This window comes from Mycolicibacterium cosmeticum, from assembly GCF_000613185.1.
Lineage (GTDB): Bacteria > Actinomycetota > Actinomycetes > Mycobacteriales > Mycobacteriaceae > Mycobacterium > Mycobacterium cosmeticum.
This window is the reverse complement of record NZ_CCBB010000003.1, coordinates 763,113-786,371: the sequence shown is the minus strand read 5'-3', so window position 1 is coordinate 786,371 and position 23,259 is coordinate 763,113. Positions and strand designations below refer to the sequence as shown.

Sequence of the window (23,259 nt, the reverse complement as noted above, 5' to 3'; positions counted from 1 at the left end):
CCGTCGAATATTGGTGCACCGGGCGCAGGCCCGCGCCGGTTACCGTCGGAGACGTGCAGGATTCGTGGTGCCGGGTCGCGGTGGCCTACGCGGGCACGGTGACCGATCTGGTGTTCTCGGCGGACGTGGCCGTGGGCGCGGCGCTGCCCGACATCGTCGAAGTGGTGATGGGCCCGGACTCCCGGTGTGGGCACAACTGGCACCTGAGCCGACCGTGTGGCGATCGGCTGGACGAGGACATGACCCTGCGGCAGAACGGTGTTCGCGATGGTGACGTGCTGGCCATCACCGCGGCACCGGTGCCGGTGTTCGCCCGCGCGGCCGGTGATTTCGGCACCGTGGCCGCGGCCGAGGCACCCCCACCCGCGCCGTGGGCGGCCGCGGCGTGGGCGGCCGCGGCGTGGGCGTGGTGCGCCACGGTCGTCGCCGCGACCGTCCTGGGTTCGGTACTGGTATCCGGACTTCCGGTGGTGGCGTCGGTGACCGCCGCCGGCATCGCCGCGACTGCCGCCGTGGTGACGCGCCGGGCGCCCACCGCACCGACCTCCACCGCGGCCGCTGTGGTCGCGGTGGTGTTCAGCGGCGCCTGCGGATACCTGACCGTCGGGACGGCGGCGCCCATACCGGGGGCGCTGCTGGCGGTCGCCGCCGCCGCGTCGTCCGCCGTCCTGCTCACCCGGCTGACGGCCGCCGGCCCGGTACTGCTGACCGCGGTCGGGACCTGCGCGACACTGCTGGCGGTGGCGGTCGCCCCGGCGGCGCTGTGGGCCACCGGATTCGGTGTCAGCGCAGCAATCCTGTGCGCCGCCGCCATCGGCGCCCTCGGTATCGCGGCCCGGTTGGTGATCGTCCTGACCGGGCTGAACCCGGCGTTGCCGGGCCGCAACGACACCCGGGTCACCGACCGGCGCGCCCGGCGGGCGCGGCGGGTGTTGACCGGGATCGTGGCCGGCGCTGCCGCCGCGGCGGCAGTGGGCTGCGTCGGGCTGGTGGTGGCATTCTCCGACCGGGCGGCCCAGCCCGTGCTGGCCGTGGTGGTCACCGGTGCGGTGCTGCTGCGCTGCCGGTTGTATGCGGACGGCGGGTGCAGGGCGGCCCTGCTCATCGGTGGATTGGCCAGTGCGACCGCCACTTCGGTGTTGCTGCTGCGCTGGATACCGGGGTACGCGGGCGGGGTGAGCGCCGCCGCCGCGGCGGTGATCGCGGTGCTGTATGCACAGCGGGAGGCGGTGAGCCCGTCCATCTCTCGCATCGTCGACATCGTCGAAGTGGCGCTGCTGGCCGCGGTGATCCCGACGGCGGCGTGGTGCGCGGGCGTCTTCGGTGTGGTCCGCGGGCTGAGCCTGCCGTGGTGACCCGGCTGCTGGTCGCCGGGCTACTGGCCATCATCCCGGCGGTTGCGGCGCCGACGGCACGAGCCGTCACCCCTCCGGCGGTGGACAGTGGTTTCCTGCCGGCCCCCGGCCCGGCCGCCCCGCCCTATCCGACCGAACCGTCGGCGCCGTGCGCCATTTCCGGCCCCACCGTCTCCGGCCGCGTGCCGGATCGTCCGGATCTGCGGTCGGCGTGGGCGGTGACCCGCGGCGCCGGGCAGACCGTCGCGGTGATCGACACCGGGGTGGCGCGGCATCGCTTGCTGCCGCATCTGGTGGCCGGTGGTGATTTCGTGTCCACCGGGGACGGGACGCAGGACTGTGACGGGCACGGCACCATCGTCGCCGGGCTGATCGGCGCGGCGCCCGACGACGCGTCCGGGTTCAGCGGGATCGCCCCCGAGGCGACCATCATCGGTATCCGGCAGTCCAGCAGCAAGTTTCGCGAGGCGGGTGGCGGTGCGGGCGTGGGTGACGTCGACACCTTGGCGGCGGCCGTGCGGTTGGCGGCCGATCTGGGGGCGACCGTCATCAACATCTCCACGGTGGCCTGCCTGGCGGCCGGTGATGCACTGGACGACCGGGCGCTGGGCGCCGCACTGGGCTATGCGGTGGACATCAAGAATGCGGTGGTGGTGGCCGCCGCGGGCAACGTCGGGGGCCACGGCAGCTGTCCGAAACAAAACCCGGTCGCCGCGACCGGGCCGGCACCGGACTGGCAGCGGGTGGAGGTCGTGGCCAGCCCGTGTTGGTACGACGATCAGGTGCTGACCGTCGGGTCGGTGCGCGCCGACGGCACGGCTTCCGAGTACAGCCTTGCCGGCCCGTGGGTGGACGTGGCCGCGCCCGCCGAAGGCGTGGTGTCGTTGGATCCGGCCGGTGAGGGCCTGATCGATCGCGCTCCGGACGACACAGGAGCCCAACCCATTTCGGGTACCAGCTATGCCGCGCCGGTGGTCGCCGGTTACGTGGCGTTGCTGCGTTCGGTGGCACCGCACCTGACGGCACGCCAGGTGATGAAACGGATCGAGGACACCGCGCTGCCGGCCGCGGCCGGCTGGAACCCGCAGACGGGTCACGGCATCGTGGACATTCGCAACGCGCTGGATGGGGTCGGTGCCACTGCCCCACCACCGGCCCGCCCCGTCCCGGTTGCACCGGCGGTGCCGGCCGATCCGACCGACACCGGCCGGATCGCGACCGCGGGGGCGGGCTTGTGCCTGGCCGTCGCGGTGGCGGCCATCGCGACCGGTCGGCTACGCCGGCGCCGTGACGGCGTCGCGCTGGACTGAGGCACGCGCGACACCGAGTGCGGGACCGCGGGGCAGCAATGCGAGCACCGGCCACGGTCCGCTGCCGGCATTCTCGGGCATCCCCAGGCTCGTTGCGGACTGCTCGTCGTCGATGGCGTAGGCGACACCGGCGCGGTCCACCAGAAACAGTGGACCCGCCGCAGCGCCCGCACCCGCGGCACCCGTCGCGCGCACGTAGGCACCATCGGTGTTCACGACGGCATCGATCCGCGGACCTTTGCCGTCGGCTTGCGCCAAGGAGACCGGTTGAAGTTGCGGTGGAAGGTTTCTACGGACCGACACGGTGACCTCCGGGGCGGCACCCACCGAGCCGGGCACCCAACGCACGCACACCTGTGCCGTGAGATCGGCACCGGCGGGTACGGCGGCGGCACGCGGGAAATGGTCGAGCGGAAGGGATTCGACGACCGGAACCTCGGCGATCCGGTCCGCCGGAACGGTCTGCACGCGGTTACCCTGATGCACCGCGAACCGGATCAGATCCGCGGCGACCTGCCCGATGCGTTGCACACCGCCGGCCAACACCACGTAGTGATCCGGGGCGGCATCGGTGCGGCGCACCTGCAGCACCGTACCCACCGTGCTGGCCGGCAGTTGCGGCGGACCGGGCCGGCCGGCCCCGTCGATCATCGGCGCGGTGAGGGCGTCGACCTCGGGCACCAGGTTCAGCAGCGCCGGCGAGATCGGCAGCGGTTCAACACCTTCCAGCCGCAGCGCGCGGACCACCGGACGATCCCGCAGATCGACCGCGGCGCGCCGGCCGTCGAACAGCAGGTAGACCGCGGCCGCGCTCTCCCCGACCGCGCGAACGAGTAACGGTGCCGCCGGTCCGTCGTCGAGTGCGGCACCGACGATCACGGTGGTCACCTCACCGTCACACACGGTCCACGCCGCGCCGACCCCAGACGCGCCGGCCGGCAAGGTGGCCGGCGCCCCGGGGATTCCCATCGACGGGCCACGCTGTGCCGCCGCGATGCTCTCGGCGCTGACCAGAACCGGCGCCGCGGGGGTGCGTGCGATCAACCGGGCCGAGGCCAGGTTGAGTGCCGAATGCAGGGTGTCACCCACCCGCACGTACACCTCGCCGGATTCACGGGCGATGACGATCGGCGCGGAGCCGATGGTGCCGCGCGGCGTGACCACCGACAGTGCCACACAGATCCCCAGTGCGATGGCGGTGAGCACCGCCCCGGCCGCCAGTGCCAGCGACTGGGACCGGATGGGATCGTCGAGCATGCGGGTGTCGCGACAGATCAACGCATACTCCATGCGCCGCACGAGAAAGCGGTGGCCGCTGGCAAGCAGCCGGGTCGACGATCGCCGGTCCATGTGTTCCCCCGGTGTCGACCCTAACGGTGCGGCGGCGCAGCCAGACGCACCAATTTGCTTGCGTTTGCACATAAGGGCGCTTTGCGAGGATCACACGGCAGTGCGCGACGGCTCGCGGAATCCGTGCTCATCAGCCACTCTCACACCGTGGGAAACGTTAAGCTGACGCATCGCGGCCACACAGGCGGGAGCGGCCACACGGCTTGGGAAGGCAGCGTCACGCGGATGGGACCGACGCGGCAGTGACGACCCCGGTACTCGATTTCGACGGGCGGGTCGTCGATCGACGGCAGGAGCTCACCGACCTGCGCGCGGCCGTCGAATCGGCGGGGCGGGCCGCGGGGTCGTGTGTCCTGATCAGTGGGGTGTCGGGAGTCGGCAAATCGACACTGGTCCAGGCTTTCGGTGCCGAGGTAGCCGAACGGAACTGCGTCTTCGCCTACGGACGGTGTCGTGACGGAGCGCCCGCACCGTATACCGCGCTCGGCGAGGCCCTCGGCGCGCTGGTGCGCACCATGGAGTCCACGCCGGCCGCCGAACGCAACCACTGGCGCTCGGCGCTGATCAGTGCGACGCCGCCATTATCGGACGTGCTCGGTGACCTGGTGCCCGAACTGCGTCACATCTCCACGACGGATGCCGCAGCCCCGGGCCCGGTACCGCAGGCGGCCGATATGCGCCGTCGGCTGCACCGCGCCGTCATCGCGCTGCTTTCCGAGACGGCCGCCTTCCGGCCGGTGGTGCTGACGATCGACGACCTGCAGTGGGCCGACGGCGATTCGCTGCTGTTCCTGTCCGAACTGCTGACGGTGTCGTTGCGCAACGTGCTGGTGGTCGGCGCGCACCGGGCCGGCGAATTCGATCCGACCGAAACCGGTCTGACGGCCTCGACGATCAAGCGCATCAACCTTGCCCCGCTGTCTCGCCCCGATATCGAGGAGCTGCTCGCCGGCGTGAGCGGGCCCAGTGTCGAGTTGGGTGACGTCGCCAGGGAGTTCCATCATCGGACCGACGGCAATCCGTTGCAGGTGCGGCAGTTGCTGTACCGCGCCCAGCAGGTCGGCGCGCTCGTTCCGGCCGGTCCCGAAGGCCGGCCCCGGTGGGACCTTCGTATCCTGAGCTCGATCGAGATGTCGGCATCGACCGCGGAATTCCTCGGCCGCTACCTCGACCAGCTCCGGCCGGTCGACCGGGACGTGCTCAGATCGTTGACCGTCATCGGCAGCGAGTTCGACCTCGCGGATGCCACGGCGGCGGCCGCCGCCCCGCCGGACACGGTGGCACAGACCCTGTGGACCGCGCTCGAACTGCGATTGATCGAAGCCCTCGACCGGGACGGTAAGCGGATCGGCAACGCGATCAGCCAGGACGCGCGCTACCGGTTCAGCCACGACAAGGTGAAGGAGTCGGCCCGCGAAGGGCTCTCTCCGGAGGACGCCCGCCGCACCCATCTTCGGATCGGCCGGCGGCTGCTGGAGCTCGGCGACGACCGGCTGTTCGAGGCGGCCCGCCATGTCGGGTTGGGAGGTGGCGCGGCGACCGACGCCGGCGAGCGCCTGCGCTTCGTGGAGGTGCTGCATCGTGCCGCGGGCAAGGCCAGGGTTCAAGCCTCGTTCCCGCTGTGCCTGGAGCATTGCCGCAGTGCGCTGAACCTGCTGGGCGAGCGGCGCTGGTCGACGAACTTCGATCTGACCCTGCAGCTGCAGCTCGAGGCGGCCGAGGCGGCGCTGCTGGTCGGTGACGTGGCGACCTTGCACGACCTGCTCGACGAGGCCGAAGGGGTGCTGCGGGATCCGGCCGACCGCGCTCGCCTCGCCTATCTGCGTCTGAAGGGCCGAATTGCGCAGAACCGCATCCAAGAGGCCTTGGCGATCGGGCTGCGGGCGCTCGACGAGCTCGGTGAGCCGCTTCCCCCCGATGCCGGCACGCCCCGCATTCTCAACGCGCTCGGCCGGATGAAACTCACCACGCGCCGCTGGAGTACCGAGCAGCTGCTGGCGTTGCGGGAATGTGAGGACCGCCGCGTCATCGAGGTGCAACGCATCCTCGCCGAGTTGCGCAGCATGTCGTATATCGCGCGGCCCAATCTGTTCCCGCTCATCGTCCGTAAACAACTTTCCCTCAGCCTGGCGCACGGCCACACCCCGTCGACACCGCTGGTGCTGGTGAGCTATGGCGTGCTACTGGCGATCACCGGTGACCGCTCCGGTGCCCAGCGCTTCGGCGAGGTGGCCGTGGCACTGACCGAGCGCGCCGAGTTCCGGCAGGCGCGGCCCGAGACCTTGTTCCTCTACCTGAACTTCATCCGGCATTGGCGCCATCCCGTGCGCGACGGTCTCGGCCAGGTCCGCGACGCCGTCACGGCGGCCCTGAACCAGGGCGACCAGGAGTACGCCGGATTCCTGGTCACCGTGCTGCTGGCGCAATCGTTCTGGGCCGGCACTCCGACGACCGAGATCGACACCATGGCCCGATCGCTGATCCCGCAGATCCGGTCGCAGCCGGTGCCCAGCACGCTCAGCCAGGCCTTACACCAACTGTGCCTGAACCTGCTCGGCCGCAGCGAGGACGCCATGCTCGTCGCGGGCGAGAGCGGCTACGACGAACGCGTGATCGTGCCGGCAGCCCGCCATGAAGGCGACGAGGTCACCTTGAGTGTCGCGGCCGATGTCAAACAGGGCCTTCATTTCTGGAGCGGGGACTACGCCGGCGCCGTCGCGGTCACCGAGGACGTGATGCGGCACCTGGCCGGCACGGTGGGCACCAGCACCCAGCAGCTGGTGCACATGGTCAACGCGCTCAGCCGGATCCATTCCGCTCCGGGTGACCGTGCGACCAGAAGCGCGGTGCGCGAGTCTCTTGCGCTGCACCGCAAATGGGCGGCCGAGGCACCCGCGAATTATGCCGCACCATGTGCACTCGTCGAAGGGGCGTGGGCCCGGGCGCGCGGACGGTATCGCGACGCCGAACGGTTCCTGGACACCGCCATCGAGTTGGCCGACGAGCATCAGCTGCCGTTGATCGGCGCGCTGGCGCACGAGGAGGCGGCCGAGCTGTACACCGATACCGGCCGGGCCCGACTGCACGAGCACATGCTGCGGTCGGCCTATCAGCGTTGGCTGGCCCTGGGGTTCACGTTGCGGGTCAATCGGCTCGCCCGTCGCCATCCGTGGTTGCTCAGCCGCGAGTTGGTGCAACCCGGCGCTCGTATCGACCCGGTCGGGGCGCATCACCTGGTGCGCACCTTGGCGGCCGCGCGCACGCCGGACAGCCTGGCCAAACTGACCCTCGGTGCCGCCGCCGACATGACCGGTGCCGATCGGGTGCTGTGCCTCACCGGCGAGCCGGACCAGTTGACCGTGCGCGCGGTCCATCAGGGTGGCATCACCACGACGATCGACGATCCCTGGACGGAGGTCCCCTACGACACGTCGGTGGTGCACCGCGTCATCGAGACCGGAGCGCCGCTGTGCCTGACCTCCGACACATCGATCCTGGCGGCACCGATCAGATTGCAGGACAAGACCATCGGCGTCCTGTACGCCGAGCGGACCGGACCGGGCCCACCCTTCTGCGCCCAGCACGAGGAGGCGATGACCTTCCTGTGCGCGCAGGCGGCAGCGCCACTGTTGAATTTTCAGCTCGAAGCCCAGCTGCGCGCCGCGGACGAACATCGCCAATCCCTGATGGATGTCCAATCCAGGTTCGTGCCCAACGAGCTGTTGCGCATGCTGGACATCGACGACGTCCGCAGGGTGCACAGCGGATACCGAGTCGAGCGGCACATGACGGTGCTGATCTCCGATATCAGGGGCTACACCACGCTGCTCGAGGACATGGACGTGCTGGAGGCCAACACACTGGCCACCGGGTTCCTGCGCGCGGTGGAACTGCCGATCGTCGCGTGCAACGGCATGATCCAGGACATGCGCGGCGACGAGATCCTCGCGGTGTTCGAGGGCAGCCCCGATGATGCGGTCCGGGCCGGTCTGGGCATGCTGCGCTCGTTGCGGGAGCACAACGGTGACCGGTTGGCGCACGGCTCCGAGGAGTTGCGGGTGGGCATCGGAATCAACTCGGGCGTCGTCGGACTCGGCCTGGTCGGCGGTGTCAACCGAATGGTCCTCAGCACCGTCGGCGACGCCGTCAACCTGGCCGCCCGGATCGAGGGCACCACCAAGCGCTACGACTCTGCGCTGCTCATCTCCGACGCCACCTACGCCGAACTCTCCGATCCCACGCAATTCTGCATACGCCGGATGGAGCGGGTGATGGTGGTCAACCGCCGGCAACCAGTGACCGTCTACGAGGTCTACGACGAGGATCCCCAGGACCTCCGGGCCGCCAAACTGGCTGCCCAGCCCACCTTCGACGAGGCTTTCGACCTGTTCGACGGCGGTGACGTGGACAAGGCCCGCGCCGCCTTCGAACGCTGCCACCACCTGCTACCCGACGATGCGGTGGCGACCCTGCACATCGCGCACTGCGACGCCATCCAACGAGGGGAATTGACGCCAGGTCAAGACGTGGCGTTGCACCAAAAGTACGCCGATTGACCGACACAACTCCCGCCCGGGAAGCGCCTGGGTCTGCGATCATTTGAGCCATATCCGAGGGGGGTCGCCGCCATGTATCTCACTGCCGAACGCGTCGCCATCGTCAACCACACGATCAAGGAGACGTTCGAGCAGACCTGCATCGCGTGGCAAACCATTCCGCACTGGGATACCGGAGATCCAGGCCAGACCGCCGTGGTGAACGACGACCCCGCGCTGTCCGTCGTCCCGGTCGTACCGGCGGCGAAGCCCGTACAGATCACCGTCGCCGACGTGCTCGCGCCGACACCCGACGCGCTGTTGAGCAAGGTCACCGATGCCGTCGTTCTGCTCGCGGCGGAAGTGGACAAGTACGTGTTCCCGATCCTCCGCAATGCCGCAGCGAAAGTAATCGACCTTGGGGCCTTGGCCGCCTCGCCGGACATCCTCAACGGCCTCATCGACGCCCGGGTCGCCGTCGAGAACGCCGGATTCCGCGCGCCGGCGAGCCTGTTCGCGGACACCGACACGATCAAGGAGCTCTACACACTGGTATCGGGTTACGCCCCGGTGAAGGAGCCCATCCTGGATGCCGGAAACATCAACGCCCTGCATCGTGTGGACATCCTCGGTGCCCCAACCCCGGCCGGAGCCATCCCGGTGAACCCGAACACGAACTCGGTCCGCGCCATCGTGCTCGGTCGCCGACAGCGCATCGCGCCCGGCTATGCCGCCGACGCATCCCCCGGTGAGGAACCTGTCGACCTCGCCATCAGCATCCCGCCGAGCTTCGAGGTCATCGGCGACACGACAAACAGCAACATGATCGACATTCTGGTCCGCATCCGGTACGCCGTACGTCCGAAGAACGCCGGCGGCCTCGTCGTCATCTCCAGCCCGTAATGACCACGGCCGCACCCGAAACGCCTTCGGTCCCAGCGGCCCCCGATCCGCTGGAGCACTACCTCGCGCAGTGCAAGGAAGCCTGCGACGGTGAGATCGAGCGGCTCTACGGTGCCGGCCGGCACGGCACCAGCAGCCTGCACGAGCTGATCCTCGACTACCCACTACGCGGCGGCAAGGCCCTGCGACCGGCCCTGAGCATCGCGATCTGTCTCGGCCTGGGCGGCCACCTCGACGCGGTGCTCCCGACCGCCGCCACCCTGGAGCTCTATCACAACGCCTTCCTCATCCACGACGACATCGAGGACGAATCGTGGTGGCGCCGTGGGAAGCCCACCCTGCACATCGATCACGGCGTCCCGATCGCCGTGAACGTGGGTGACGCGATGCTCTCGCTCACCCTGCAACCGTTGCTGGACAATGTGGAGCGTGTCGGGCTCGGTCCCGCGCTGCGCATACTGCGTGCGGTGGCCCACATGACCAGGCAGACCGTCGACGGCCAGGCCCTCGAGCTGGAGTGGGTGAAATCCAATGCATGGCAACTCGACGACGCCGACTATCTCACCATGGTCGAACTCAAGACCAGCTGGTACTCGTTCATCACGCCGCTGCAGGCCGGCGCCTTGGCGGCCGGCGCCGACACCGAGCGACTCGCCCCGCTGGAAGCGCTGGGCCGGCACATCGGGGCGGCCTTCCAGATCACCGACGACCTGCTGAACCTGCGCGCCGACCCGCAGGACTACGGCAAAGAGATCGGTGGCGACCTGTGGGAGGGCAAGCGCACGCTGATGCTGCTGCATGCCCTGCGTAACGCGACGGCCGAGGAACGCGACCGTGCCGTGGAGATCCTGGCCCGCCGACGCCCCGGCATCGACGACGGGTTCAGCCTCGCCGACGTGCTGGAGCGGCTCACCCGGCGTGGGGAGCTGTCACACAGCGGACGGGCTGAGATCATCGGTCACCTTCACCGGCAACAGCATTCGGAGCCCAAGCGGCTCGACGACGTCCGCTGGTTGTTCGCGCTGATGCAGCGGGTCGGCTCGCTCACGCACGCCCGAGATGTCGCTGCCGGGCACGCGAGGGCGGCGGCCGCGGTGCTGGCCGGGCTGGACTGGCTGCCCGCCAGCAAGCATCGGGAGATGCTGGCCAGCCTGATCGACTACGTGCATGGGCGAACCCGATGACCCCCGAGGTGCTGGTGGGCATGCTCACCGAGTTGGAACGGATCAGGGAGGCGACCCTCGATCTCGTCGAACATGGTGCCCCGCAATTACTTCCCGCCCCCGACCCAGCCTCCGGCGGACCCGAGCGGGCGGTGTTCGAGCTGCTCAGGGGTGCGCGCCGAGCCGTGCTGGGGAACCCAGCCGCCGCACGACGGGTGCACGACATCCTGATCGCCGAAGGCGCCAGGTATGCGCGCACCCCCGAAGGTGCCCGGCTGCGGGACGCACTGGCCGCATCCGAGGCCGTCGAGAACCTGCGGCGCATCTGGGAAACGGTGAGCCTCAACGTGCTTGACGGCCCGAGCCATCCCGACACCACTCCGCCGGCGTGGTCGGAGTTGCTGACCGACGCGATCGTCGGGCACGGCCTCGACGACTCCCTGCTCGCCCGTTTCCGGCCGGAAGGATTCGCATGAGTCTCACCGACCCGCAACCGGCGCTGGCCGAGGCGAGCACCTTCATCGACTACCTGGTGGGCTTGGCCGGACTCGGCCGATTGGTTCACTCGCTGGCAGCCGAAACCGGGGCCACCGCGAGCGATGCCGACGACTTCGTCCACCTGTTGCTCGGCGTCGCCGGTATGGCTGCCAGGGTCGAACAGCTGGCCGCATCGCGGGCCGGCACGGTGACCACATCCGAGGGCGCCGCGTATCCGGACTCCGGGCGGTGGCTGCGATGACGGCGTCATTGGCGGCAAGCGACTTCATGCGGACACCGATGCTGGGTACCGCCGAACCCGATGGTTTCAAGGAATGGCATCACTTCGTGGTTCATGCCAACGGTTTCCGGCTGTTGATCAACTTCAGCCTGAACAACCAGACCACCGCACAGGGCGGTTTCCGGCTGGTGCCCAGGATGATCGTGATCGGCCACGAGGACCGTTGGCACGGTGAGATCGCCCGATTCGACGAAGGGGACGTCGACATCTCCGCGACCCTCGGGGACCTGGCGATCGGCGGCAATCGGATGCTGGTGCGGCCGGAGGGCTATCGGGTGATCGTGGACCTCCCCGCACACGGCGTTCACGGCGAACTGGACTTCGTGTCGGTGAGCCGGCCGTTCGTGGTGAACAACCAGCCGGTCGGGGCCGGACGGTTGAACTGGTTGTTCGTGCCGCGCTTGCACGCCACGGGCTGGATCCGGATGCGTGGGCGGGAGCACCGATTCGATGGCGATGTCGCCTACCACGACCACAACTGGGGCCGGTTCTGGTGGGGTGACGACTTCGGCTGGGAGTGGGGCACCGTACTGCCACGCGAATCCAGCGATCCGTGGTCACTGGTGTACCTGCGGATGACCGACAAACGGCGCCTGCGGTATCTGTCCCAGGCGCTGTACGTCTGGCATCACGACGAACCGGCGGCCATCTTCCGGCACGCGTCGGTCCAGGTCCGGACCTCCGGGGTGCTCGCCCGCCCGCCCGACTGCACCCTGCCGGCGCCGATGCGGCTCCTGCTGGACGGTGACGTGCCCGGGGTCCCGGCGACCGTGGAGGTCACCGCGGCGCACTCCGGGGACATCGTGTGCGCCCGCTTCTTCCCCGAGTCCTATGCCCGGCTGGCACAGCCTAGTGAACTGACCCTGGACGGCACCACGGTGCTGTGCGAATCCAGCGGGACCGCCACGATGACCGGTTCGATCAACGGTGAGGGTATCGACTTCGCCGGCACAGGTGTATTCGAGTTCCTCCATGGCTGAGGCCGTTTCGTCCTTGCTGCGGCAGTCGGTCGACCATCTTGCGGACGAGGTTCCCGACAGTTATCGGCTGGTGTTGCGCACCCTGGGGCCGCTGGTGGTCGACCTGGCAGTGGATGGCGAACGTTTCTCGCTGCGGGGCGGCCGACGGCTGCAAGTGTGCGGTGGTGACGACCGCGCGGGGACCCGGGTTGTCACCACCCGAGCGGGCATCCTCGATGTCCTCGACGCCGCGATCACCCTCGACGAGGCCGTGGAGGGCGGCGCGGTTGCGGTCCGCGGCAGTCTGGAGGACGTCCTGCGCGCGCACGACACCATGCGGGCGTACGTGCATGCGGCGGTGCGGGCCCCGTCCCAGCCGGCGCTGCTGTCGGCCCTACGGGCAGGCGTGCCGTGAACCCGCCGATCATCCCGCCTGCGGCCCAGCGCCGGCCGCCCACGGTGGCGGTATTGGGAGCGGGTATCGCCGGCCTGACCGCGGCCCAAGAGCTCGCCGAACGAGGCTTCGCGGTCACCGTCTACGAGGCGCGTGCCGATGAGCGCGCCGACCTGCAATCCGGCCACCCACCGGTCAAGCTGGGCGGTCTGGCTGCGTCACAGTTCGCGAAGGTGGGACCGCACAAGGGATCTCACGGTGAACTACGCCCCTTCCCCGGCCGACGTGGCCAACCGCCGGCACCCGGCCTGGCGGTGGCGGGTGAGCACGGGTTCCGTTTCTTCCCTGCCTACTATCTGCACACCTGGGACCTGTTCAACCGCATCCCGATCTATGACCGGGTCGGTTCGGCCGGTGCCGAGCATTGGGTGCCGACGTCACGCACCGTTCTGGACAACGTCCGGCGCGTGGTCACCCAGGGCACGACGGTGGCCGGCAAACCTTCGCTGGTCTTTCCGCGTGAGGCGCCGCGCAGCCTGGCCGAGTTCCTCAGCGTGGCAGGGCAACTCACCGGTCTGGGTTTCACCGCCGCCGATGTGCAGACCTTCATCGGCCGGTTACTGCGCTACCTGGTCACCAGCCCGGTCCGCCGGGCGACCGAATTGCAGAATATGTCTGCCTACGACTACTTCGTCGGCCGGGAGGCCGACGGAACCCGCCGGTTCTACTACACGCCACGATTCGATGCGCTGCTACTCGAGATGCCCAGGGTGCTGGCAGCTTTCGATTCCCGGTGGGGTGACGCCCGCACAAATCTCACGACGTACCTGCAGTTGCAGTTGCAGATGGACCGGCGCGACAACAAAGCCGACGGTGTGCTCAACGGGCCGACCACCGAATCCTGGTTCGATCACTGGTACCGGCACCTGGTTCAGCTCGGGGTGCGGTTCGTCCGCGCGGCCGCCGAATGCCTGGATCCACCGGTCGTCGACCCGGACCAGCCGCCGCATCTACGCCCGCGGGTCCGGGTGACGTTCGCCGACGGCACGCGGGTCACCCCGGATTACACCGTGGTGGCCGTCGACGCCCCGACCGCGGAGCGGATCACCGCGGCCCTACGCGCGGCAGGCACCGGGGGCACCGTCGCCGGCCTCGACGGATTCGCCACGTCGGTGCCCCCGCCCGACGGACCGCTACAGCCCGGCACCACGCGGACGAGCGCTCGGCGCGACCCGTACGCGATGGATCAGATGGGCCGGTTGCCGTGGGACCGTTTCCAGACGCTGTCGGGGATCCAGTTCTTCTTCGACACCGAGTTCCAGTTGCTCCGCGGGCACATGTACTACTCGGGCACCGAGTGGGCGCTGTCATCGATCAACCAGCATGGCCTGTGGCAGAAGCGGCCCAGTCTGGCCCGGGACGGTTATGTGTCGGTGCTCTCGGTCGACATCGGTGATTTCAACACGCCGTCAAAGGCACTCGTGGACGAACGAGGTCACGGTAAGCCTGCCCGCGACTGCACGCCCGATGAACTTGCCGCCGAGGTCTGGCGCCAGATCGTGGGCGCCCTGACCACCGACGCGGGCGGTTCGCCGGAAGAAATCATCCCGTGGCCCGCGTGGTACACCCTGGACCGAGGACTGATCACCTCGCCCGATACCGGGCTCATCGTTCGCAACGAGACCCCCTATCTGGTGCCGATCATCGGCGATTGGCCCAATCGCCCCGGCGGTTACCCGTGGAATCCGCACGGTACCTCCTGGACCTACCGCCCGACGGAGGCTTGGTGGTGCGACGACCTGCGGTCGCGTTACGTATGGCAGGCTCGGCACGGCGGTTACCAGGTGCACCACAACTCCGTGGTGTTCGCCGGCACCTGGACCAAGACTTTCACCCGGATGACCTCCATGGAGGCGGCCTGCGAATCGGGACGCCATGCCGTGAACGCGATTCTGGATCACTATGTATGGGTGGGATCCGATGGCGCCGACCGCCGGGAACACACCACCTTGGACTGGCGGTTTCCTTACGGTTTTCTCGACCAGGGTTTGTCGAGTCCCATCCGGATGCCCACCCCCGCCGGGGATTATTGCTACATCTTCGATATCGAGAATCGTGAGCCGGCCGACGCCCGGCCCCTGCGGGTACTCGATTCGCGGTTCGCCGCGGAGTCGCTGCCGCATCCGCTCGATGCCCCCACACCGCCGCCCGCGACAAGTCCCCTATCGCCGTTCCAGATACCGGAGGCCGACACATGACAGCACCACGGTTCGACGCGAATCTGCTTGCCTACCTGCAGGCCTGGCGTCAATACCTGGAACAGATGGCCAGTTCGGCGACGATGGGCTTCGGAGTATCTCCCGCCGCCCAGTGGCCCGTCGCCGCCGTGCCACCCCTGCCAGCCCCACCAACGGTGGCACCGGTTCCCCCCATGCCGCCGGCACCGCCCGCGCTCGCGCCACCACCGGCGTATTCGCCGGCCCCGCCGATGGATTACACGCAGCAACTGCTTTCCACCCTGCAGGCGTGGCGGCACTACCTGGAGCAGGCCGGCCCGGCCCCGACCGCGCCCCCACCCGCGGCACAGGAAACGGTGCCTCCACCGGTCGAGGGGCCGCAAATCACCGCGCCGACGTACCCCACGTCACCACAGCCATCGGCCCCGGCTCACCGCACCGGATCGGCCTACACCTCGAAAATCCCTTCGGCGACAACCGGTTACGCCCCATCGCCACCGCGATCGCTGTACAGCAGTGCAACGGTGCCCGATGCCGGCGGCCCCGGCGCCACGACCACGTGGTGGGACGCCGGCCGCCCACCGGCCGGCATCCCGAAGCCACACTCGATCCCACAGGCGCCTCCCAACCCACAGGGCAGCCAGATCAAGGCCCCGCCGGATCTGGAGCCGCAGGCGCCAATCCACGAGGGTTCGGCCGCGCCGCAGATTCAGGCCGTTCCCCGGGATCAACTGGATCAGCCGTCCTTCGACCGCCGTTCTCGATAAGCCGCCACGTGCTGCCGGTTCCCGCAGTTGCCGGTATCGCAGAACATCCGGGACCGGTTGCGCGACAGGTCGAACAATGCGGCGTCACAATCGGGTGCCGCACAGATCTTGAGCCGGCGCAGTTCGCCACCGCGGATGAGGTCGGCCAGCGCCATCGCCATCTCGGCACCCATCCGCTGCCACAGCGGGTCGTGGATGGACGCCAGGTGCAGATGCCATTCCGGCATCTCCGGATGCCGGGTCAGCCAGGGTGCGGCATCGGTGTCCGCCAGCAGCGCATTGACCTGTCCCACGACGCGTTCCTCGTCGCCGGCGGACGCCCAGATCCGGCCGAGCCGCTCACGCAGCTGTTGCACCGACGCCAGCTCGGCGGCGTCCCGATCCCGCCGGCCGGTCCAGCCGAAGCCGTCGAGGTAGTCGTCCAACGCGCGGGTGTCGCCGAGTTGTTCACCGTCGACGCGGTTGCTGTTGATCAGGACACACGCGGCCCGCAGCGTGAGCTCCGTGTCATGAGTGAAAATCATTTGACGCCTGACTCCCGTCCCCGCTAACGTCATGACCAATCGATATTTTACTCATGACAGCTCGGGGGTTTCCGATGAGCGTGATCGACACGCGCGCCGACACCGGCCAGTTCCGGCTCGGCATGCTGTTCGCCGTGGCCTCCGCCTTCACCTTCGGGATGTCCGGCCCGCTGGGCAAAGCCCTGATGGAGGCCGGTTGGACGCCCACCGCCGCGGTCACCGCAAGACTCGCCGGTGGCGCGCTGGCCATGGCCGTCTTTGCGAGTTTCATCAAACCGGACTGGATCCGCGACGCGATCGCTCACCACAAGACCGTCGTCGCCTACGGCCTGATCCCGATCGCCGGCGCCCAGCTGTGTTACTACAACGCCGTCGCGCACCTGTCGGTCGGCGTCGCCCTGCTGCTGGAGTACACCGCACCCGTCCTGGTCGTGGGCTGGTTGTGGGCCACCACCAAACGCCGGCCCGGCCGGCTCACCCTCGCCGGCGTCGCGCTGGCCATCACCGGCATCATGCTGGTGCTCGACGTCTTCGCCGGCGCCCGGATCAACACCGTCGGGGTGACCTGGGGTCTGGCCGCGGCGATCTGCGCCGCCTGCTACTTCATGATGTCCGATGAAGCCACCGCCGACGGTGACGGGCTGCACCCCATCACGCTGGCCGCCGGCGGGCTCATCGTGGGAGCCGTCGCGGTAGCCGCCCTCGGCGCGTCGGGAGTGCTGCCGATGGTGTTCACCACCCACGACACCGTCGTCGCCGGACATACGCTGCCGTGGTACCTGCCGGTCGTCGCGATGGCCCTCATCCCGACCGCCATCGCCTACACGCTGGGTATCTTCGGCGTGGCCCGGCTCCGTCCCCGGTTCGCATCGCTCGTCGGCCTGGCCGAGGTGCTGTTCGCGATCCTCATCGCGTGGGCGTTCCTCGGTGAAGCCGTCACCGCGATGCAGGCGTTCGGCGGCGCGGTGGTCCTGCTGGGCTTGGGCCTGGCCCGACTGGGTGACCGCGCCGAGACCGCATTGGAAGCTGGCTGGCCCGATGTTCCTCCGGGCCGGCCGCATGCCGAGCAAGCGATTGGCAGCAACTAGCCCGCAAGTGTCAAGATGCTGTCCGTGACGTTGCCCAAGTTGTCGGCGCGGATGGCCGCCGTCGGTTCTGCCCTGGTCGCCGCCTTCGCCTTCCTGGCCGGCCCAGCACCGGTGGCGAGCGCCGAGCCCTGTTCGGATGTCGAGCTGATCTTCGGTCGCGGCACCAGCGAGGACCCCGGCATCGGTCGCGTCGGCCAGGCGCTCGCCGACGCGCTCATCCCGCAGCTGGGCGGCCGCACGCTGAGCACCTACGGGATCAACTACCCGGCCACCTACGACTTCCTGACCGCCGCCGACGGCGCCTACGACGCGCAGGCGCGTATCGCGACCCTGGCCGCGCAGTGCCCGTCCACCAAGATCGTGCTCGGCGGTTACTCGCAAGGCGCCGCGATTGTCGACATGCTCATCGGGATCCCGCCCGTCGGCGATCGGATCGGCGAGTTCGGCTCGGCCCCGCCGCTGCCGGGCAACCTGGCCGGAAAGGTCGCAGCCGTCGCGGTATTCGGCAATCCGGGTGCCAAGTTCAGCCACCCGGCCAACACCGCGCCTGCGCCGTACGGCGCCCGGGCCATCGACCTGTGCGCCGACGGCGACCCGATCTGCTCGCGCGGCCGGAACCCGTTCGCGCACACCCACTACGAGTCCTCGGAGTTCATCCCACAGGCCGCCAGCTTCGTGGCAGCACTTGTTTAGCTAGGCTTCGCGTTAGAATGCGGCGTGACGTTTGATCTTGTTCGCCGTGTCGTCCTGGCCGCATCCGCCGCCGTTTTGACCGCAGCCGCGGTGATCGCCGGTCCGGCATCGCTCGGCAGCCTGGCCACCGCCCACGCCGACGGCTGCCCCGATGTCGAGGTGGTCTTCGCCCGCGGGACCAACGAGGACCCCGGCCTCGGCCGGATCGGCAATGCGTTCGTCAGCTCCCTGCGTGGCAAGGTCGGCGGACGCTCGGTGGGCGCCTATGCGGTGAATTACCCGGCCAGCTATGACTTCCTGGCCGCCGCCAACGGTGCCAACGACGCCAGCGGGCACATCCAGTGGATGATGGACAACTGCCCCGCCACCCGGCTGGTGCTCGGTGGGTACTCACAGGGCGCCGCGGTGATCGACGTCATCAGCGCCGTGCCGTTCCCGGCGATCGGCTTCAACGCTCCCCTCCCGCCGAACGCCCCCGACCATGTGGCGGCCATCGCGGTGTTCGGGAACCCGTCGGCCAAGCTGGGTCTGCCGATCACCTCCAGCCCGGTGTGGGGACCGAAATCCATCGATCTCTGCAATCCCAGCGACCCGATCTGCACCGACGGCGACAACGTGGAAGCGCACCGCGCCTACACGGGCGGCCCCACCAACCAAGCCGCGAGCTTCGTCGCCGGACTTCTGTAGAAATTTTAGGAAAGTCACATATTTTCGTTCGCGCGGACGGGAATGCGGCGCGCAGGCCACTCGTTGATCTTGTTACGAGTTACCGCTAGTGCAAACAAGATTGATGGGGAATCTGGGAACATGAACGCGCACAAGATCTCTCTGGGTGGCGCCCGCGTCCGGGTCGCCGCCGCCGTGGGTGGCCTGGCCTGTATCGGTGCTCTGGCCACCGGAGCCGTGCTCCAGCAGTCGCAGCTGTCCGTCGCGGACGGTGGTGACATGCAGCTCGGCACCACGCAGACCAGCAGCACGCCGCTCAAGGCGCCGGCCATCCCGAAGGCCGAGCCGGCCATCAAGGGCCCGGCTCCGCTGCCTATCGAGGAGCAGGGCCTGCCGGGCTGACGCATGAGCGGTCCGGACCGACCACTCCAGCAGCACGGCTAGTATTTGCTGGGTGGTCACCATATCGATATCCGTACGGCGCTTCGCCGCCTCCGTTCTGGTGGCGGCGAGCGCCGTCGGTTGTCTTGCGGCATGGTCGACGACGGGGCCGTCAGCCACGCTGCCCGTTGCGAGCGCCGATCCCTGTGCGCCCGTCGAAGTGATCTTCGCGCGCGGCCGCAACGAGCAACCCGGCGTCGGTCGCCTCGGCCAGGCGTTCGTCGACGCGTTGCGCGCCCGGGTGCCCGACAAGGAGATCGGCGTGTACGGCGTGAACTACCCCGCCGACACCCAGATCGCACAGGGCGCCAACGACATCAGCAACCACGTCCAGTACATGGCCGGCGCCTGCCCGGATACCCGGCTGATCGTGGGCGGCTACTCGCTGGGCGCCGCCTCGGCCGCCGTCGCGCTGTCGGCCACCGGCGGCGGTTTCGGCTTCAAGAATCCGCTTCCGCCGGGGATGGATCCCCATATCGCCGCCGTGGTGCTGGTGGGCAATGTGACCCGGCGGATGGGTGACTCATCCATCGCCCCGCAGTACCGGGACAGGACGTTCGAGGCCTGCAATCCCGCCGATCCGATCTGCGGGGACGGTTTCCCGCGGACCATCGCCGACCTGCAACGTGACTGGAGCAGCCACCTGCAGGACGCGTACATCGGTTCGGGAATGGTCGACCAGGCCGCCGACTTCGCCGCGGGCCGGGTACGGTAACCCCGACCGCACTACGATTCGGCAACAAAAAACAGATAAACGCCCACGTCAATTGTTGCCGCTACAATCGAACCGGTGATCTTGATGTCGAGGGGTCGATTTCGCTGGTATGCCGCATTGCTGGCCGTGGTCGGCGGTGTCCTGAGCGCGGCGGCACCTGTGGGCATCCTCCCGTCCGCATCGGCGGCGGCCTGCCCCGACGCCGAACTGATCTTCGCCCGCGGCCGGATGGAGCCACCGGGAGCCGGGCAGATCGGCAATGCGCTGGTCGCGGCGCTGCGCCAGAAGACCAAGAAGAACATCACCCTGTACTCGGTGAACTACCCGGCAGACACCCAGATCGACCTCGGCGCCAACGATATGAGCCGGCGCATCCAGGCCACCATGGCCAACTGCCCCAACACCCGACTGGTGCTCGGCGGCTACTCGCTGGGTGCGGCCGCCACGGATGTGGTGCTGGCGGTGCCGTTCCCGGTGCTGGGCTTCAAGATGCCGCTACCGGCGGCGGCCGACTCGCATATCGCCGCAATCGCCTTGTTCGGCAACGGTATTCAGTGGGTCGCGCCGATCACCCAGTTCAACCCCGCCTTCCAGAGCCGCACCATCGAGTTGTGCCACGGCGACGACCCGATCTGCAATCCCACCGATATGGAGAACTGGCAGGCCTATTGGCCCGACCACCTGGCGCCGGCCTATATCAAGGCCGGCATGGTGACCCAAGCGGCCGACTTCGTGGCCGGCAAGCTCAAGTAGGCCTGGTCCGCAGGTCCCGGGTGAGCAGGATGCGCGCCTCCAACTGGTCATCGGGCGGGTAGTCGACCCCGACAAGCGACAGCCCGCGCGCCGGGGCGGCGGCGAAGGCGCTGGAGCGCGCCGTGGCGTCCAGCAGCCCCGCACACCACGCCGCGTCGCGACGGCCCTCCCCGACCGCGAGCACCGCGCCCACCAACGAGCGCACCATCGACCAGCAGAAGGCATCCGCGGTCACGTACGCCGTGACCAGATCCCCGGTCACCGCCCAGTCGAAGCGCTGCAGGTCCCGGATGGTGGTGGCGCCCTCACGATGCCGGCAGAACGCGGCAAAATCGTGCAGGCCGACCAGACCGGCCGAGGCCGCCGCCATGGCGGCGACATCCAGCCGGCGCGGCCACGGGGTCACGAAACGGGCCTGCTGCGGTGTCGCGCCGAACGCCGCGATGGACAGCCGGTACTCGTAATGCCGGCGCAGCGCGGAGAACCGGGCGTCGAAACCGGCCGGGGCACGCACGATGTCGAGCACCCGGACATCCTCGGGCAGGAATCGGCCCAACCGGCGCACCAAGGGGGCGAATTCGGGGTCCTGTGGCCGCGGGGTACGCGGATAGGCGTTGCCCAGCGCCTCGGCCGGCACGTCCACGTGCGCCACCTGACCGCTGGCGTGCACCCCGGTATCGGTCCGCCCGGCGGCACGCAGCACCACTGGGGTGCGGAACACCGTCCCGAGCGCCTCCTCGAGCACGCCGGCGACGGTGCGCTGCCCGGTCTGGGTGGCCCAGCCGGCGAATTCGGTTCCGTCGTAAGCGATATCGAGCCGCAAACGAACAAACCCGCCATCGGAATCGATGGCGGGTTCGTTCGTTGCGTCGTTACTTGGCGTCATCCTCGGAGTCAGCCTTGTCGCCCTTGGCTTCCTCGGCCTCGGTGACCTCGTCGACCGGGGCCTCGGCGGCCTCGGTGTCGGTGGTCTCCTCGGTGACGGCGTCCTCGGTCACGGCCTCCTCGGCCGGGGCCTCGGCGGCCGCAGCCGCCTTCTGAGCCGCATCCGCGCGCCGTGCCCGGTCGGCCTCAGACGTCACCGTCTTCTCCCGCACCAGCTCGATGACCGCCATCGGGGCGTTGTCGCCCTTGCGGTTCTCGACCTTGATGATGCGGGTGTAGCCGCCGTTGCGGTCCGCGTAGAAGGGTCCGATCTCGGCGAACAGGGTGTGCACCACATCCTTGTCGCGGATCTTCTTGAGCACCTCACGCCGGTTGTGCAGCGTGCCCTTCTTGGCGTGGGTGATCAGCTTCTCGGCGTACGGACGCAAGGCCCGGGCCTTGGGCTCGGTCGTCTTGATGCGGCCGTGCTCGAAGAGCGAGGTCGCCAGGTTGGCCAGAATGGCCTTCTGGTGCGAGGACGACCCGCCGAGGCGAGCACCCTTGGTGGGCTTGGGCATTGCGACTATCTCCTAAATGGGGCCGGCCCCCGTATCAGGTAGGACCGGGACGGATCCCGGGCGGACCCGGGGTTTTATCTGCGCTCTTAGAGCTGTTCGGTTTCGGCGAAGTCCTGGTTGTCGTCCAGGTCGTAGCCGGCGTCACCGGTCCAGGTGCCGGTGGCTACGTCGTAGCCGGCGACCTCGGACGGATCGAAGGTGGCCGGGCTGTCCTTGAGCGAGAGACCCAGCTGGTGCAGCTTGATCTTGACCTCGTCGATGGACTTCTGGCCGAAGTTGCGGATGTCGAGCAGATCCGACTCGGTGCGCGACACCAGCTCGCCGACGGTGTGCACACCCTCGCGCTTGAGGCAGTTGTACGAGCGGACGGTCAGGTCCAGATCGTCGATCGGCAGCGCGAAGCTGGCGATGTGGTCCGCCTCGGCCGGCGACGGGCCGATCTCGATGCCCTCGGCCTCGACGTTCAGTTCGCGAGCCAGCCCGAACAGCTCGACCAGGGTCTTACCGGCCGAGGCCAGCGCGTCCCGCGGGCTGATCGAGTTCTTGGTCTCGACGTCCAGGATGAGCTTGTCGAAGTCGGTGCGCTGCTCGACGCGGGTGGCCTCGACCTTGTAGGTCACCTTGAGCACCGGCGAGTAGATCGAGTCGACCGGGATGCGGCCGATCTCGGCACCGGAGGCCTTGTTCTGCACGGCCGGCACGTAACCGCGGCCCCGCTCGACGACGAGCTCGACCTCGAGCTTGCCCTTCTCGTTGAGGGTGGCGATGTGCATGTCGGGGTTGTGCACCGTCACGCCGGCCGGCGGGACGATGTCACCGGCGGTGACGGCACCCGGGCCCTGCTTGCGCAGGTACATGGTGACCGGCTCGTCCTCCTCCGAGGACACGACCAGACCCTTGAGGTTCAGGATGATGTCGGTGACATCTTCCTTCACGCCCGGAACGGTGGTGAACTCGTGCAGCACCCCGTCGATGCGGATGCTGGTGACCGCCGCGCCCGGGATGGACGACAGCAGCGTGCGCCGCAGCGAGTTGCCGAGGGTGTAACCGAAGCCGGGCTCCAGCGGCTCGATGGTGAACCGGGACCGGTTGTCGGCCAACACATCTTCGGACAGGGTGGGTCGCTGAGAGATCAGCATTTTCTATCTCCTTCTCGGCACCCGCTATTTGATGCCGGTTGGGTGAT

At 68.8% G+C, this 23,259-nt stretch carries 20 protein-coding genes and 1 pseudogene; 16 read left to right on the top strand and 5 right to left on the bottom strand.

All coding sequences use genetic code 11. The annotated features are described in order from the left end of the window. The first annotated feature begins 53 nt into the window (after window positions 1-53). Window positions 54-1,355: a type VII secretion integral membrane protein EccD gene (gene eccD, locus BN977_RS22930; protein ID WP_036401736.1), complete on the top strand. Its 1,302-nt coding sequence runs from the start codon at window positions 54-56 to the stop codon at window positions 1,353-1,355. Continuing rightward, window positions 1,352-2,665, top strand: a complete 1,314-nt coding sequence (gene mycP, locus BN977_RS22925; protein ID WP_407661206.1) for a type VII secretion-associated serine protease mycosin — start codon at window positions 1,352-1,354, stop codon at window positions 2,663-2,665. The genes eccD and mycP overlap by 4 nt, the downstream gene beginning before the upstream one ends. Here the strand turns inward: mycP and eccB are convergent. Further along, on the bottom strand, window positions 2,630-4,015 hold the full coding sequence (gene eccB / locus BN977_RS22920; protein ID WP_036401730.1) for a type VII secretion protein EccB: 1,386 nt from the start codon (window positions 4,013-4,015) through the stop codon (window positions 2,630-2,632). The two genes, mycP and eccB, sit on opposite strands and share 36 nt — an antisense overlap. Window positions 4,016-4,257: 242 nt before the next feature. On the opposite strand from eccB, the gene BN977_RS22915 reads away from it, so the two are divergent. The 8 genes and pseudogenes from BN977_RS22915 (at window position 4,258) to BN977_RS22880 (ending at window position 15,751) form a co-directional block, all read left to right on the top strand. Continuing rightward, a complete protein-coding gene (locus BN977_RS22915; RefSeq protein WP_036401728.1) occupies window positions 4,258-8,571 on the top strand; it encodes an AAA family ATPase in 4,314 nt (1,437 codons plus the stop codon). A 72-nt stretch (window positions 8,572-8,643) separates the two neighbouring features. After that, window positions 8,644-9,453, top strand: a complete 810-nt coding sequence (locus tag BN977_RS22910) for a hypothetical protein (RefSeq protein WP_036401725.1) — start codon at window positions 8,644-8,646, stop codon at window positions 9,451-9,453. Next, complete coding sequence (locus tag BN977_RS22905) at window positions 9,453-10,637, top strand: polyprenyl synthetase family protein (RefSeq protein WP_036401723.1); 1,185 nt, start codon at window positions 9,453-9,455, stop codon at window positions 10,635-10,637. Before BN977_RS22910 ends, BN977_RS22905 begins: the two co-directional genes overlap by 1 nt. After that, on the top strand, window positions 10,634-11,092 hold the full coding sequence (locus BN977_RS22900; RefSeq protein WP_036401721.1) for a hypothetical protein: 459 nt from the start codon (window positions 10,634-10,636) through the stop codon (window positions 11,090-11,092). The genes BN977_RS22905 and BN977_RS22900 overlap by 4 nt, the downstream gene beginning before the upstream one ends. Then, the gene (locus BN977_RS22895; protein ID WP_051561831.1) at window positions 11,089-11,355 is read left to right on the top strand and encodes a hypothetical protein; all 267 of its coding nucleotides are present in this window, start codon (window positions 11,089-11,091) and stop codon (window positions 11,353-11,355) included. Before BN977_RS22900 ends, BN977_RS22895 begins: the two co-directional genes overlap by 4 nt. Further along, window positions 11,352-12,374 (top strand): hypothetical protein, encoded by a 1,023-nt coding sequence (locus BN977_RS22890; RefSeq protein ID WP_036401718.1) that lies wholly within the window; start codon window positions 11,352-11,354, stop codon window positions 12,372-12,374. The genes BN977_RS22895 and BN977_RS22890 overlap by 4 nt, the downstream gene beginning before the upstream one ends. After that, window positions 12,367-12,768 (top strand): hypothetical protein, encoded by a 402-nt coding sequence (locus tag BN977_RS22885; protein ID WP_036401715.1) that lies wholly within the window; start codon window positions 12,367-12,369, stop codon window positions 12,766-12,768. The genes BN977_RS22890 and BN977_RS22885 overlap by 8 nt, the downstream gene beginning before the upstream one ends. Next, window positions 12,765-15,751 (top strand): annotated as a pseudogene (locus BN977_RS22880) (FAD-dependent oxidoreductase). The gene BN977_RS22885 and the pseudogene BN977_RS22880 overlap by 4 nt, the downstream one beginning before the upstream one ends. Here the strand turns inward: BN977_RS22880 and BN977_RS22875 are convergent. Continuing rightward, a complete protein-coding gene (locus BN977_RS22875) occupies window positions 15,721-16,275 on the bottom strand; it encodes a CGNR zinc finger domain-containing protein (protein WP_036401713.1) in 555 nt (184 codons plus the stop codon). The pseudogene BN977_RS22880 and the gene BN977_RS22875 overlap by 31 nt on opposite strands. Window positions 16,276-16,349: 74 nt before the next feature. On the opposite strand from BN977_RS22875, the gene BN977_RS22870 reads away from it, so the two are divergent. The 6 genes from BN977_RS22870 (at window position 16,350) to BN977_RS22845 (ending at window position 20,631) form a co-directional block, all read left to right on the top strand. Then, window positions 16,350-17,363 carry an EamA family transporter gene (locus BN977_RS22870; RefSeq protein WP_036401711.1) on the top strand — a complete coding sequence of 338 codons (1,014 nt, stop codon included), beginning with the start codon at window positions 16,350-16,352 and terminating at the stop codon, window positions 17,361-17,363. 15 nt (window positions 17,364-17,378) lie between these two features. Beyond that, window positions 17,379-18,056 carry a cutinase family protein gene (locus BN977_RS22865; RefSeq protein WP_024449935.1) on the top strand — a complete coding sequence of 226 codons (678 nt, stop codon included), beginning with the start codon at window positions 17,379-17,381 and terminating at the stop codon, window positions 18,054-18,056. Window positions 18,057-18,080: 24 nt separating this feature from the next. Further along, window positions 18,081-18,743, top strand: a complete 663-nt coding sequence (locus BN977_RS22860) for a cutinase family protein (protein WP_036401708.1) — start codon at window positions 18,081-18,083, stop codon at window positions 18,741-18,743. Window positions 18,744-18,863: 120 nt separating this feature from the next. Beyond that, window positions 18,864-19,124: a hypothetical protein gene (locus BN977_RS22855; RefSeq protein ID WP_024449933.1), complete on the top strand. Its 261-nt coding sequence runs from the start codon at window positions 18,864-18,866 to the stop codon at window positions 19,122-19,124. A 52-nt stretch (window positions 19,125-19,176) separates the two neighbouring features. Next, complete coding sequence (locus tag BN977_RS22850) at window positions 19,177-19,878, top strand: cutinase family protein (RefSeq protein ID WP_109790269.1); 702 nt, start codon at window positions 19,177-19,179, stop codon at window positions 19,876-19,878. 84 nt (window positions 19,879-19,962) lie between these two features. After that, window positions 19,963-20,631, top strand: coding sequence for a cutinase family protein (locus BN977_RS22845; RefSeq protein ID WP_046872920.1), 669 nt, complete (start codon window positions 19,963-19,965; stop codon window positions 20,629-20,631). On the opposite strand, the gene truA is transcribed toward BN977_RS22845, so the two are convergent. From truA to BN977_RS22830, 3 genes are all read right to left on the bottom strand, one after another. Beyond that, window positions 20,624-21,517 carry a tRNA pseudouridine(38-40) synthase TruA gene (truA, locus tag BN977_RS22840; protein ID WP_036401702.1) on the bottom strand — a complete coding sequence of 298 codons (894 nt, stop codon included), beginning with the start codon at window positions 21,515-21,517 and terminating at the stop codon, window positions 20,624-20,626. The genes BN977_RS22845 and truA overlap by 8 nt on opposite strands. Next, a complete protein-coding gene (gene rplQ / locus BN977_RS22835) occupies window positions 21,504-22,073 on the bottom strand; it encodes a 50S ribosomal protein L17 (RefSeq protein WP_024449929.1) in 570 nt (189 codons plus the stop codon). The genes truA and rplQ overlap by 14 nt, the downstream gene beginning before the upstream one ends. A gap of 86 nt (window positions 22,074-22,159) precedes the next feature. After that, window positions 22,160-23,212 carry a DNA-directed RNA polymerase subunit alpha gene (locus BN977_RS22830; RefSeq protein WP_024449928.1) on the bottom strand — a complete coding sequence of 351 codons (1,053 nt, stop codon included), beginning with the start codon at window positions 23,210-23,212 and terminating at the stop codon, window positions 22,160-22,162. Window positions 23,213-23,259 lie beyond the last annotated feature (47 nt).